Origin of the sequence: Microbacterium terricola, from assembly GCF_027943945.1 — a bacterium.
In the GTDB taxonomy this organism is placed as follows: domain Bacteria; phylum Actinomycetota; class Actinomycetes; order Actinomycetales; family Microbacteriaceae; genus Microbacterium; species Microbacterium terricola.
In genome coordinates this window covers 3,141,919-3,155,098 of the sequence record NZ_AP027141.1, presented here as the reverse complement: position 1 = coordinate 3,155,098, position 13,180 = coordinate 3,141,919, and the positions used below count along the sequence as shown (strand labels likewise).

General features: G+C 69.2%; 10 protein-coding genes. 2 read left to right on the top strand and 8 right to left on the bottom strand.

What is annotated here, in order from left to right:
- Window positions 1-15: 15 nt before the first annotated feature.
- Genes Microterr_RS14945 through Microterr_RS14920 form a run of 6 tightly spaced genes read right to left on the bottom strand, consistent with a single transcriptional unit; the run spans window position 16 to window position 6,577 of the window.
- Complete coding sequence (locus Microterr_RS14945; protein ID WP_263797024.1) at window positions 16-819, bottom strand: HpcH/HpaI aldolase family protein; 804 nt, start codon at window positions 817-819, stop codon at window positions 16-18.
- Entirely contained in the window at window positions 804-1,589 is a 786-nt protein-coding gene (locus Microterr_RS14940) for a 2-keto-4-pentenoate hydratase (protein WP_263797025.1), read from the bottom strand. Before Microterr_RS14940 ends, Microterr_RS14945 begins: the two co-directional genes overlap by 16 nt.
- A 31-nt stretch (window positions 1,590-1,620) precedes the next feature.
- The gene (gene hpaD, locus Microterr_RS14935; RefSeq protein ID WP_263797026.1) at window positions 1,621-2,787 is read right to left on the bottom strand and encodes a 3,4-dihydroxyphenylacetate 2,3-dioxygenase; all 1,167 of its coding nucleotides are present in this window, start codon (window positions 2,785-2,787) and stop codon (window positions 1,621-1,623) included.
- Window positions 2,788-2,814: 27 nt separating this feature from the next.
- A complete protein-coding gene (gene hpaE / locus Microterr_RS14930) occupies window positions 2,815-4,350 on the bottom strand; it encodes a 5-carboxymethyl-2-hydroxymuconate semialdehyde dehydrogenase (RefSeq protein ID WP_263797028.1) in 1,536 nt (511 codons plus the stop codon).
- 23 nt (window positions 4,351-4,373) lie between these two features.
- Window positions 4,374-5,072 carry a GntR family transcriptional regulator gene (locus tag Microterr_RS14925; protein WP_263797029.1) on the bottom strand — a complete coding sequence of 233 codons (699 nt, stop codon included), beginning with the start codon at window positions 5,070-5,072 and terminating at the stop codon, window positions 4,374-4,376.
- Entirely contained in the window at window positions 5,069-6,577 is a 1,509-nt protein-coding gene (locus Microterr_RS14920) for a fumarylacetoacetate hydrolase family protein (protein ID WP_263797030.1), read from the bottom strand. Before Microterr_RS14920 ends, Microterr_RS14925 begins: the two co-directional genes overlap by 4 nt.
- A 123-nt stretch (window positions 6,578-6,700) precedes the next feature.
- Between Microterr_RS14920 and Microterr_RS14915 the strand changes: the two genes are divergently transcribed.
- The gene (locus Microterr_RS14915) at window positions 6,701-8,080 is read left to right on the top strand and encodes an MFS transporter (protein ID WP_263797031.1); all 1,380 of its coding nucleotides are present in this window, start codon (window positions 6,701-6,703) and stop codon (window positions 8,078-8,080) included.
- Window positions 8,081-8,102: 22 nt separating this feature from the next.
- Window positions 8,103-10,013 (top strand): FAD-binding monooxygenase, encoded by a 1,911-nt coding sequence (locus tag Microterr_RS14910; protein ID WP_263797032.1) that lies wholly within the window; start codon window positions 8,103-8,105, stop codon window positions 10,011-10,013.
- Between the two features lie 3 nt (window positions 10,014-10,016).
- Here Microterr_RS14910 and Microterr_RS14905 read toward each other — a convergent pair whose 3' ends face one another.
- The gene (locus Microterr_RS14905) at window positions 10,017-11,669 is read right to left on the bottom strand and encodes a thiamine pyrophosphate-binding protein (protein ID WP_263797033.1); all 1,653 of its coding nucleotides are present in this window, start codon (window positions 11,667-11,669) and stop codon (window positions 10,017-10,019) included.
- Between the two features lie 423 nt (window positions 11,670-12,092).
- The gene (locus tag Microterr_RS14900; protein ID WP_263797034.1) at window positions 12,093-13,139 is read right to left on the bottom strand and encodes a LacI family DNA-binding transcriptional regulator; all 1,047 of its coding nucleotides are present in this window, start codon (window positions 13,137-13,139) and stop codon (window positions 12,093-12,095) included.
- Between the last annotated feature and the right edge of the window lie 41 nt (window positions 13,140-13,180).

The following is a 13,180-nucleotide window of genomic DNA, read 5'->3' as shown; positions in this document are numbered from 1 at the left end:
CGACCCGCAGGGTGCTCAGTAGGAAGGGCGGCCGGCCTCGCCGGATTCGTGGATCCAGCGGCTTGCGAGCGCCTCGGATCCCCGAGCGAGGAGCGCGACGTCCGCGCCGACGAGGATGAAAGATGCTCCGGCCCCGGCGTAGGCGTCGGCGACCGCCGGGTCGAAGGCGTTGACGCCGACGGGCTTGCCCGTGGCTCGCACCGCGTCGAACGCCTTCCGGACGGATGCGACCACATCCGGATGGGACTGCTCGCCCAGCAGGCCCATCGACGCCGCGAGATCCGATGGCCCGACGAACACGCCGTCGATGCCGTCGACGGCGGCGATGGCCGTCGCGTTGTCCACGCCTTCTGCGGTCTCGATCTGCACGAAGACCGAGACGTGGTCCGCGGCGTTCTCGAGGTAATCGTCCACTCGATTCCATCGGGCCGAGCGTGCCAGTGCCGACCCCACGCCGCGCCGGCCTCGCGGCGGGTAGTGCACGGCCTCCACGATGGCTCGGGCCTCGGCGGCCGTCGACACCATCGGCACGAGGAGAGTCTGCGCGCCGAGGTCGAGCACCTGCTTGATGGTGACGATGTCACCGATGGGCACGCGCACGACGGGAGTGATCGGATAGGCGGCGACGGCTTGCAGCTGCGCGAGGACGGAGTCGAGTCCGTTCGGCGAGTGCTCCATGTCGATGAGCATCCAGTCGAGCCCGGAACCGGCACAGATCTCGGCCACGAGCGCGGACCCGGAACACGCCCAGATACCCGCCAAGGGACGAGAAGCGTCGGTGAGATCGTGACGAAGGGTGGGCTTCAGACGAAGCGGCATGTGATTGATCCCATCGGTCCGTAGTCGCACAGCACGACATCTCCACGCGAGACCCACATCGGCCGTGTGAACGAGCCAGCCAGGATGATCTCGCCGGCCTCCAGTCTGCTGCCGTGCTGGTGGAACTTGTTGGCGAGCCACGCGACACCGGTAGCAGGATGATCCAGCACACCGGCGGCGACGCCGGTCTCGGTGATCTCGCCGTTGCGGTACAGGAGTGCAGGGACCCAGCGCAGGTCTATCTCGTCCGGCCGCCTTCGTACGTCGCCGAGCACCATGGCGCCGTAGGCCGCGTTGTCGGAGATCGTGTCCACGATCGTTCGACCCTCGAGTTCGATGTGCGAGTTGAGGACTTCGAGCGCAGGGACGGCGTAGTCGATCGCGGCGAGTGCGTCGTCAAGCGTGCAGTCCGGCCCCGCAAGCGCCGTCTTCAGCACGAACGCGAGTTCGACCTCGATGCGCACATTGGAGAACTGGTCGACGGGGATCTCCGCGCCGCTCGCGTAGACGGTGTCGTCGAACATGACGCCGTAGTCCGGCTCGGTGATGCCGGTGGCGTCCTGCATCGCCTTCGACGTGAGCCCGATCTTGCGGCCGACAAGAGTGCGCCCGGCCGCGATGTTCCTGTCGCGCCAGACCCCCTGGATCGCATAGGAGTCCTCGACAGTGGCCTCGGGGTACCGGGCGGTGATCCGGGGGATCACGCTGTGCGTGCGGTCGGCGCGGGCGAGCTCGTCCGCGATCTCCGCGATGGTGTCTGGGTGCAGCATCCGATTCCTCCGTGATCACGCTGTCGGACGGTCAGAGCTGATGGCCGAGCTTGTACTCACCCTGTTTCCACTCGGGCATGGACGCCTCGCCCTCGTCGGGGCGAGTGTACGAGAAGCCGTCCGCGCCGATCGTGACGGCCATCTCGGACGTGTCGGTGCGTGCGAGCACGGGCTGCGGGTTGCCGTCGAGATCGAGTACGAGCGACGCCTCCGTGTACCAGGACGGGACCACGGGGTTTCCCCACCAGTCACGGCGCTGATTGTCGTGCACGTCCCACGTGACCACCGGGTTGTCGGGGTCGCCGGTGTAGTAGTCCTGCGTGTAGATCTCGACGCGGTGCCCGTCCGGGTCGCGCAGATACAGGTAGAAGGCGTTCGACACGCCGTGCCGACCGGGTCCGCGCTCGATGGCGTCGGAGCGGCGGAGCGCGCCGAGCTTGTCGCAGATGGCGAGGATGTTGTGCTTCTCGTGGGTCGCGAAGCACACGTGATGCATGCGCGGCCCGTCGCCGCCCGTCATGGCGGTGTCGTGCACCGTCGGCTTGCGGCGCATCCACGCCGCGTAGACCGTGCCCTCCTCGTCCTGGATGTCCTCCGTCACCCGGAAGCCGAGCGACCGCATGAAGCCGACCGCCCTCGGGACGTCGGGAGTGACCTGGTTGAAGTGGTCGAGTCGCACCAGCTCCCCGGGGATATAGAGGTCGTAGCGCCAGGAGAGCCGCTCGACGTGCTCGGTCTGGAAGAAGAACTCATACGGGAAGCCCAGCGGATCGATCACGCGCACCGAGTCGCCGATGCCCTTGGTGAATCCGTCCTCGCGACGCTCGACGCGGCAGCCGAGTTCTGTGTAGAACGCGACCGCCCTGTCGAGGTCCTCGGCGCTGCGCACCCGGTACGAGAACGCGGCGACGGCGGCGACCGGGCCCAGGCGCAGCACCAGGTTGTGGTGGATGAACTCCTCGGTCGAGCGCAGGTAGATCGCCTGGTCGTCCTCCTCGGTGACGTGCAGCCCGAGCACATCGACGTAGAACACGCGGGAGGCGGCGAGGTCGGTGACGACCAGCTCCATATACGCGCAGCGGAGGATGTCCGGAGGCGCCGCCTGGGGTGTCGGCACCGGGTTGTCGGAGTGGATCGGGGCCTCCTGCGAAACGAAGAACCCCGAGGAGGTGCGGGTCATCTGGGAGCGGTCAGTCATGTCAGCGTCCTTGCGTGAGACGAGCGGTCAGTTGCGGCCGAACGTGGGGTTGTGCACCTCGCCGAGCGTGATGTGCACCGCCTGCTGGTCGGTGTAGAAATCGATCGAGCGGTATCCGCCCTCGTGGCCGAGGCCGGAGGCCTTCACGCCACCGAAGGGCGTGCGGAGGTCGCGCACGTTGTTCGAGTTGAGCCAGACCATGCCCGCCTCGATGGCCTGCGAGACGTTGTGCGCGCGCTTCAGGTCGTTCGTCCAGATGTATGCGGCAAGCCCGTACTTCGTGTCGTTCGCGAGCGCGACAGCCTCGTCGTCGCCCTCGAAGGGGGTGATCGCGACGACGGGGCCGAAGATCTCCTCCTGGAAGATGCGGGCGTCGGCGGGCACGTCCGCGAACACCGTGGGTGCGACGAAGTTGCCCGTCTCGAAGCCTTCAGGGCGTCCGCCGCCGGCGACCAGACGCCCCTCGGTCTTGCCGATCTCGACGTAGCTCATCACCTTCTCGAAGTGCTCAGGATGCACGAGCGCGCCGACCTCGGTCGCCGGATCGTGGGGGTAGCCCACTCTGACCCGTGCCGCCTGCGCCGCGTACTTGTCGACGAACTCGTCATAAATCGCCCGCTCGACGAGGATCCGCGAACCCGCGGTGCAGCGCTCGCCGTTGAGGGAGAAGACGCCGAAGATGGTCGCGTCGACAGCGGCGTCGACGTCGGCATCGGCGAAGACGACGGCGGGCGACTTGCCGCCCAGCTCCATCGACAGCCCCTTCAGGAAGGGTGCGGCGTTGCCGAAGATCAGTCGGCCGGTCGAACTCTCGCCCGTGAACGAGATGAGCGGGACGTCGGGATGCTTCACGAGGGCGTCTCCGGCTTCCTCGCCCAGTCCGTTCACGAGGTTGAAGACACCTTCGGGCAGCCCGGCCTCCTCGAAGATCCCCGCCCACAGCGAGGCCGACAGGGGAGTGAACTCGGCCGGCTTCAGCACGACGGTGTTCCCCGTGGCCAGCGCAGGGCCGAGCTTCCAGCTCTCCAGCATGAACGGCGTGTTCCACGGGGTGATCAGCCCGGCGACGCCGATGGGCTTGCGGTTGACGTAGTTGATCTGACGGCCGGGAACCTTGTAGGTGTCGTCGGACTGCGCCACGATCAGGTCGGCGAAGAAACGGAAGTTCTCCGCCGCGCGACGTGCCTGGCCGAGCGCCTGCGTGATGGGCAGTCCGGAGTCGAACGACTCGAGCTCGGCGAGCCGCGCGTCACGGGATTCGACGATGTCGGCGATCCGGTGCAGGACGCGCGAGCGATCCCGCGGGAGCATCCGCGGCCACGGTCCTTCGTCGAAGGCGTGCTTGGCGGCGGTGACGGCGCGGTCGATGTCGGCCTTCTTGCCGGCTGCGGCCTGCACATAGACCTCGTTCGACACCGGTTCGAGCACGTCGAAGGTGCCGCCGTCCGCACTGTCGACGAACGCGCCGCCGATGTAGTGCTGGATGCGCGACGGCAGGTCTGCCGGCACATGGCGCCCGGCTGCGGGTTCGGGGACCGCTGCGAGCGAGGTCGTCTCAGACATTGTTCCTCCAGTCGGTGGGAAGGTCAGAAGGCCGGAAGGCCGAGGGTCTCGTCCGGGTGTTCGTGGATGAGGTACGCGTCGAGGGTGGCGGAGCGGTGGCGACGGGCGACCTTCTCGATCTCGCCGAGGGGGGCGCCGTCCTCGATGAGCTGCAGGATGCTCTCGTGCTCGCGCACCGACTCCTGGGCGCGACCGGGCACGAACGAGAAGGTCGAATCGCGCAGGTGCCCGAGGCGTCCCCACTCGGCGTTCACGAGCTCGAGGATGCGCGGGTTGGCGCACTTCTGGAACAGGACGGCGTGGAAGTCCTGGTTCAGTGCAGTGAACACGCGCGGGTCGAAGTGGTCGAGCGCGGCGATCATGCGCTCGTTGATCTCGCGCGCCCTGCGGATGTCATCGGTGCCGAGTCGTCGTGCGGACAGGGCGGTCGCGGTGCCCTCGAGGATGCTGAGCGCCTGCATGCTGAACCGGTACTGCGAGTCGTCGACCATCGACACGTGCGCGCCGACGTTGCGCTCGAACGTCACCAGTCCCTCCGCCTCGAGCTGGCGGATGGCCTCACGCACGGGCACGACGCTCATGTCGAGCTCGCCGGCGATCGAGCCGAGGACGAGGCGGTACCCGGGTGTGAACTCCTGGCCCGTGATCCGCTCTCGAATCCACTGGTAGGCGCGCTGCGATTTGCTCAGGCCGTCGGATTCCTGAAGAGCCGAACTGGTCATCGCCCGTCCTCCCGATCCTGCGCACGGTCGGCGTACTTCGCCCGCCACGCGGCGTTCATCGGGAACAGCCCGTCGACCGGGTGGCCCGCGGCGACCTGCTTCGCGATCCAGGCGTCCTCCTCCTCCTGCGCCAGCGCCGCATCGGCGACCTCTTCGGCAAGAGCGGGCGGGATCACGATCACACCGTCGGCGTCGGCGACGATGATGTCCCCCGGCTGGACGGTCGTGCCGCCGCATCCGATCGTCACGTCGTGGTCCCAGGGCACGTGCTTGCGTCCGAGCACCGCAGGGTGGGTGCCCGCCGAGTACACGGGGATGCCGACCGCGGCGACCGCCTCGGCGTCGCGGACACCCCCGTCGGTGACGATGCCGGCCGCGCCGCGCGCGTGAGCCCGGATCGCGAGGATGTCGCCCAGTGTCCCCGAGCCGGTTTCGCCGCGCGCTTCGATGACGATGACCTCGCCCTCGCCGACAGCGTCGAACGCCCGCTTCTGCGCGTTGTAGCCGCTGCCGTGGCTGTCGAAGAGATCCTCGCGGTTCGGGACGAATCGCAGAGTCCGGGCGGTGCCGACGATCCTGCTCCCCGGCCGGAGCGGGCGCACTCCGTCGATCGTGACGTTGTTCAGCCCGCGCTTGCGCAGCTGGGCGGAGAGACCGGCGACGGGTATCGACTCGAGCTTGTCGCGCAGCGCCGGATCGAGCCCGACCGGGGCGAGCCCCGCCGCCTCCGACGAGCCCCACGCCTCGGCGCGCTGCGTGTCGTCGACGGAGGGGAGTGATCCCAGTCGCTGGTCGAACGGCGTCGCGCCCTGGGCGACCGTCGTGACCAGGCGGCCGGAGGTGGGGGCGCCCTCGGCCGAGGGCGCGTCCACCTCGACCTCGACGACGTCGCCGGGCGCGATGACGGATGAGCCCGCCGGTGTGCCGGTGAGGATGACGTCGCCCGACTCGAGTGTCAGGTGCTGCGAGAGGTCGGCGACGATGCGCGGGAAGGAGAAGAGGAGGTCGGCGGTCGTGTCATCCTGCACGAGCTCGCCGTTCACCCAGGTCCGCACGCGCAGCCCGGCCGGGTCGACGGACGCGGCCGGGAACCGGGCGGGGCCGATCGGCGTGAAGCCGTCGCCACCCTTGGATCGGACGTTCGAGCCCGAGTCGTTGGCGCGAAGGTCGTACAGGCCGAGGTCGTTGGCCGCCGTGATCCAGCCGACGTGCGACCACGCGTCGTCGGCGGTGACGCGCCGCGCCGGGGCGCCGATCACGAGTGCGACCTCACCCTCGAAGGCGAGCAGCTCCGTGCCCGCCGGGCGCTCGACGATGCCGCCGGAGGCGGCGACGGAGCTGGAGGGCTTCAGGAAGTAGGAGGGCGCCAGCGGCGTCCGGCCCCGCTGCGCGGCGCGCGACGCGTAAGCCAGGTGGACGGCGATGACCTTGCCCGGTCGCCCGGGCAGTGCGGCGAATCGGGGATCGCCGTGGGCGTCGTCGTCCGATCGTGAGTCGGTGGTCATGAGCTCCCTCGCTCTTGCGTCATATCCGAAATCGTATATGATCGTCGGTGTTCGGGCAAGCGGCTGTCATCGGCCATCCCGGACCGCAGACAGAGTCGTCGAACCGACACAGGAGTCATCCGCATGAGTGCACCGCAGCCCCCCGGATTCACGCCCACCGGAACCATCGCCACCCCGGCGGACCGCCGCAGAGTGGTCTTCGCCACGGTCGTCGGCACGACCGTCGAGTGGTACGACTTCTTCATCTACGCCACCGCCGTCGGCCTCGTCTTCGGCGAGCTCTTCTTCGCGCCGCTCGGAACGAACAGCGCCCTCATCGGCTTCGCGACGGTCGGCGTCAGCTTCCTGTTCCGCCCTCTCGGCGCGTTCCTGGCCGGTCACTTCGGCGACAAGTACGGGCGCAAGGCCGTCCTGATGTGGACGCTCATCCTGATGGGAGCGGCGACCGCGCTGATCGGCGTCCTGCCCACCTACGAGGCGATCGGCATCGCCGCCCCCATCCTGCTCGTGCTGCTGCGCATCGTGCAGGGCATCTCGGCCGGCGGCGAGTGGGGCGGCGCCGTCCTGATGGCCGTCGAGCACGCGCCCAAGGCCCGACGAGGCGTGTTCGGCGCCTCGCCCCAGATCGGCGTGCCGCTCGGACTCCTGCTCGCCTCGGGCGTCATGGCGCTGATGACGATCATCGCGCCCGGGGACGCGTTCCTGCAGTGGGGGTGGCGCGTCCCGTTCCTGCTCAGCGTCGTGCTGATCCTGGTCGGGTACTACGTGCGCCGCCGGGTGGAGGAGAGCCCGGTCTTCACCGAGCTCGCCGAGCGCAAGGAGAAGGCGCGGATGCCGATCGTGCAGCTCTTCCGGAAGCACGCGCTCCTGGTGGTCGTCGCCGCGCTCGTGTTCGCCGGCAACAACGCGGTGGGCTACATGACCACGGGCGGATACATCCAGGGCTACGCGACCAACCCCGACGGCCCGCTCGTGCTCGAGCGCGGACCGGTGCTCTGGGCCGTCGCCGGCTCTGCCGTCACGTGGCTGCTGTCGACCCTGTCCGCGGGCTGGGTATCCGACCGCATCGGCCGCCGCACGACCTACATCATCGGGTGGACCCTCCAGCTCGTCGGCGTCTTCGTCCTCTTCCCGCTGGTGAACACCGGCAGCATCGTGCTCCTGTTCGCCGGCCTGGCGATCCTCACCATCGGCCTCGGATTCACCTACGGGCCGCAGGCCGCGCTCTACACCGAACTGTTCCCCGCCTCCATCCGCTTCTCCGGCGTCTCGATCTCGTATGCCATCGGCGCGATCGCCGGCGGCGCCTTCGCGCCCGCCATCGCGACGGCGCTCGTGCAGGCGACCGGCAGCACCGTGTCGGTGACCTGGTACCTCGCCGGCATGACCGTGGTCGGCCTCATCGCCACGCTGCTGCTGCGCGATCGCAGCGGCATCCCCCTCGGCCCCGACTACGAGGACGAGCAGTCCGTCAGTCCCATCCGAGGGCTCGTCCGGGCGTAGCCGGTCAGGCGAAGGAGTCCGCATGCAGTTCCACCACCACGGCTACGTTTCGCACGACCCGCGTGTGCAGCCCGCCGCCGGCACCGGCATCGACCGTCCCGCCGATCTCCCCGACGAGATGGACGTCCTCATCGTCGGCTCGGGGCCGGCGGGCATGCTGCTGGCCGCGCAGATGTCGCAGTTCCCCAGCCTGTCCACGCGCATCATCGAGCGACGCGACGGCCGGCTGCCGCTCGGTCAGGCCGACGGCATCCAGCCGCGCAGCGTGGAGACGTTCCAGGCCTTCGGCTTCGCCGAGCGGATCCTGGCGGAGGCCTACAACATCGCCTACATGAACTTCTGGACCCCGGATCCGGATAACCCCGCGAACATCATCCGCACCGCCCGGACCGACGACTACGCGCTGAAGATCAGCGAATTCCCGCACCTCATCGTCAACCAGGCGCGCGTCCTCGACTACTTCGCCGAAGCCGCCGCGCACGGGCCGGGGCGCATCGTGCCCGACTACGGCATCGAGTTCCTCGGCCTCACGGTGCGCGACAGCGGCGACCACCCCGTCGAGGTGCGGGTCCGCCATGTCGCCGGTGATCGCGCGGGCGAGGAGCGCACGGTCCGCGCGAGATACGTGGCAGGCTGCGACGGCGCGCGCAGCGGCGTCCGCGAGGCGATCGGCCGCAGGCACGTCGGAGGGATCTCCGCGCACGCCTGGGGCGTCATGGACGTGCTCGTGAACACCGACTTCCCTGATTGGCGCACGAAGTGCGCGATCAACGCGCAGGCGGGCAACATCCTGCACATCCCCCGCGAAGGCGGCTACCTCTCGCGCGTGTACGTCGACCTCGGCGCGGTCCCGGAGAACGACGACCACCGGGTGCGCGCCACGCCGATCGACGAGATCATCCGGAGGGCGAACGAGATCCTGCACCCCTACACCCTGGACGTGAAAGAGGTCGCCTGGCACAGCGTGTACGAGGTCGGCCACCGGGTCACCGACGGATTCGACGACGTGGCCGACGGCGAGGAGCGGACGCCGCGGGTCTTCCTCACCGGCGACGCGTGCCACACGCACAGTGCGAAGGCCGGCCAGGGCATGAACGTGTCGATGCAGGACGGCTTCAACCTCGGTTGGAAGCTCGGCGCGGTGCTCACCGGTCGCAGCCACGCGTCACTGCTGTCGACCTACTCCGCCGAGCGGCGACCGGTCGCGCAGCAGCTCATCGACTTCGACAAGGAGTGGTCGTCGCTGATGGCGCGCAAACCGGGCGAGATCTCCGACCCGCAGGAGCTCGCCACCTACTACCTGGCGACCGCGGAGTTCCCGTCCGGCTTCATGACGCAGTACCCGCCTTCGGCCATTGTCGCCGACTCCCCTCATCAGGCCCTCGCGGCCGGCTTCCCGATCGGGAAGCGCTTCGCGTCGGCCGAGGTCGTGCTGGTCAGCGACGGCAACGCCGTGCACCTCGGCCATCACGCCAAGGCCGACGGCAGATGGCGCCTGTATGCGTTCGCCGACGCGCCGGCGGCCGGCGAGCCGTCGCAGCTGGCCTCGTGGGCGCAGTGGCTGGCCTCATCGCCCGACTCCCCGCTCGTTCGGCACACGCCTGCCGGCGCGGACATCGATGCCGTCTTCGACGTGAAGGCGATCTACCAGCAGCGGTTCGAGGACGTCGACCTCACCGCCGTGCCCGACCTCTTCCGGCCGTGCACGGGCCCGCTGGGGCTGACCGACTGGGAGAAGGTGTTCGCCGCGGCGCCGAGCACGTGGACCCGCACCGACATCTTCGCCGAGCGCGAGCTCTCACGCGACGGGGTCGTCGTGGTCGTGCGTCCCGACCAGTACGTCGCTCACGTGCTGCCCTTCGCGGCGCGCGACGAGCTGGCCGAGTTCTTCGCCGAGAGCATGATCGCGGCGGGGCGCCCCGGCGCGGCGTGACCGTCACGAGTTCACGCGGATGATCTCCTCCTGATACGGCGCGACGACCGAGGTCGACACGCGGCAGTCCAGCAGGAGGAAGGGACGGTCGGCTGGTGCACGACCCGCCCAGCGGGCCAACGCATCCAGGTCTCCGAGCTCGCGCACGATGACGCCCTCGGCGCCCACGGCGCGGGCCAGCCCGGCGAAGTCGACCTCGGGGATGAGCATCGGACCGGTCGCGAGACCCTTCAGCGCGTAGAGGTTGACCTCGGCGCCGTACGCGCGATCGTTCCACACGACCGCGAGGCCGCGGCCGCCGGCCACACGGACGGCCGACTCGAGATCGGCGAGGGCCATCAGCCCGCCCCCGTCTCCCGTGGTCAGCACGATCGTGGACGCGGGCTTGGCCATCGCCGCGCCGGGGACCGAGGGGAAGCCGAGCCCGATGGACTGATAGGCGGTGCCGACCATGAGCATCCGATCGGGTGACGCGACCGGCCAGTACATGTTCGCCCAGCCGATGAAGTGGCCCCCGTCCGAGACCACCACACGATCCTCCGGCAACAGCTCGCCGATGCGGCGCGCGACGGCGCGAGGGTCGAGCCGCCCGTCCGCGGCCTGCCCCGCGCCGTCGTCGTAGGCACGCAGCGGCGCGAACTCGACCCGATCGCGCCAGCCGGACGGCGCCGCCCCCATGCCCTCGATCTCGCGGACCAGGGCCTCGGCCACCACCCTGGCGTCGCCGCGGATGAACCCGCCGACGTGCGGATGCGTGGCGGCCGGTGCCGTGTCGACCTGCACGATGCGCGTCCCCGGCGCGAAGAGCTCGCCGAAGCGCATCGTGAACTGGTTCAGCGACGCGCCGAAGACGACCGCCACGTCAGCCTGGCGGACCAAGTCCATGGCGCCGGCGGCGCCGAAGCCGCCCGTGACACCGAGGTCGTACTCAGCGCGAGGGAAGACGCCCCGGCCCAGCGCCGTCGACGCGGTGACGGCGCCGGTGACATCGGCGAGCCGACCGAGCGCCGTGGTGGCGCGGGCGTTCCACGCTCCACGGCCGGCGAGCAGGAGCGGCCTCTCGGCGGTGGCGAGCGTGCGGGCGAGCTCGGTGACCGCCGCGGCACCGAACGGGCCGGCGGGCGCGAGCGGCGCGGGCAGCGCGGGCTGCGGTGCGACCGGCACGGGTCCGGCATCGAGGCGCGCGACGTCGTAGGGGATCGCGAGCACGGTGGGCACCCGATAGGCGAGGGCGTGCTCGATGGCGATCACGGTCGTCGCCGCGGCGTCGGCGCGACCCACGGTGTACGTCCGCGCGCCGACCGCCGCCGCCAGGGCGATCTGGTCGACGTCCCAGGGGCGGGGTCCGGATGTGGGCTCGTCGCCGATCACGAGCACGAGCGGCACGTGTGCCTGCACCGCCTCGGCGAGGGCGGTGAGCGTGTTGGTGAAGCCGGCGCCGTAGGTGGTGGATGCCGCAGCGATACCGCCGCCCGCGCGGTGATACGCGTCGGCCGCGACCACAGCGCCCGCTTCGTGCCGCACCGCCGTGAAGGTGACATCGGTGGTGCGCTCGAGAGCGTCGAGGAAGTAGGCGTTGCCGTTGCCCATCACCCCGAAGACGTGGTCGATGTGGTGGGCGAGAGTCTGGGCGACGTGCGCGGAGACGGTGGGCATGGGCGTGCCTCTCAAGACAGAACGGATGCGGGAACCGTATGTGTCTCACCAGTGCCGGCGACAGTGCCGGAGGCTGCGTGCCCTTTTTTCGAGCACCGGCGTGCGTAACGCCGGACGACAGCAGTATAGGCATGCCCGCGTCGGTGTTCGCGAACCGGTGCTGGAAGAGAGAAGTGGATGTGGAACGTCGCGGAGTTGGGACCGCTCAGCGAAATTCTCAGGTAGTTGGGACTGGAGATTTCGCGGACACAGGTCGCCCTGACGGCGGCCGATTCTCAACCTAGTTGACACTTTTCCGGAGGAGAATCCCAGGTCATTGCAGAGTTTTGTGTCGCGGACCTCTGGAATCGGGCAGGGAGAGGGGAGGTGGGGCGAAATGATCACGGCTCGACTGCCCAGTCGAGCACTCCCGCCCGACGCGTTCTACTGGCGCGCTGCTGGTCCCGTCGACTCGCGGATGAGAAGCGCGGAGTCGATCCTGGGTATCTCTGATTCGGACTCGGGCCTGGCAGGGTCAACTTGTCGGAGTAGTTCGGCGAGTGCCTCGCGCCCCTGCGCGCGGAAGTCGAGTCGGATCGTGGTCAGCGAGGGCGTGAAGTACGCGGCCTCGGGAGTGTCGTCGAGCCCGGTGACACTGACGTCACGAGGCACTGCGAGTCCGTGCTCGTGGAGTGCGTGCATCGCACCGAGGGCCATCTGGTCGTTCGCAGCGACGATCGCGGTGGGCACGTCCGCTGCCGGCATCGCACTGATTGCGTCATAGCCAGACTTCGCCGACCAGTCGCCGTGCACGATGCCCGCCGCGGTGAACCCTCGCGAACTCATCGCGCTTTCGAAAGCGTGGCGACGGTTCCTCGCGGCGGCCCAGTCTTCCGGGCCGGCAATGTGCAGGAACGTGCGGTGACCGAGATCGGCGAGATGGCTGACGAGGTCGTCGATACCGTGCGTGGCCGTTCGTGAGGCGTCGACAGAATCAGGCTCATCCGTCTCGCTCGCGATAACGACCGGCACGTCGAAGCGGGTTCGCTCGAACACGTCGCGGGTGCCGTCGGTTGAGGCGAAGGCGAGAATCCCCGCGAGGTCGTACTGCATGAGGGAGGCAAGGGCCTGGCCGATCTCGGCGGCGTCGCCCATGTCGAGGGTGACGACATCGAGGAGGTATCCGGCTTCACGGGCGGCCGCCGTCGCACCCTGTATGACCATGTTCGGGCCGACTTGATGGGTCTCGTGCGTCAGGGCGCCGATCCTCAGCGAGCGGCCTGTGATGAGAGCTCGGGCCGTCAGGTTTGGCTTATAGTCGAGAAGCTCGAGCGCCTTCTCGATCTTCACCTTGGTCGTGGCTCGCATGTCGAGCCCGCGCATGTAGCGGCTCACGGACTGATGTGAGACGTCGGCAGCGTGCGCGATGTCGTAGATCGTCGCATTCTTGCGCGCGCCGGAACGGTTGCCGGCTGGGGAGGCCTCGGCCATGAGCCCCCTTTCATGGGTCAGCAGAAACTGTACTTGCGTCG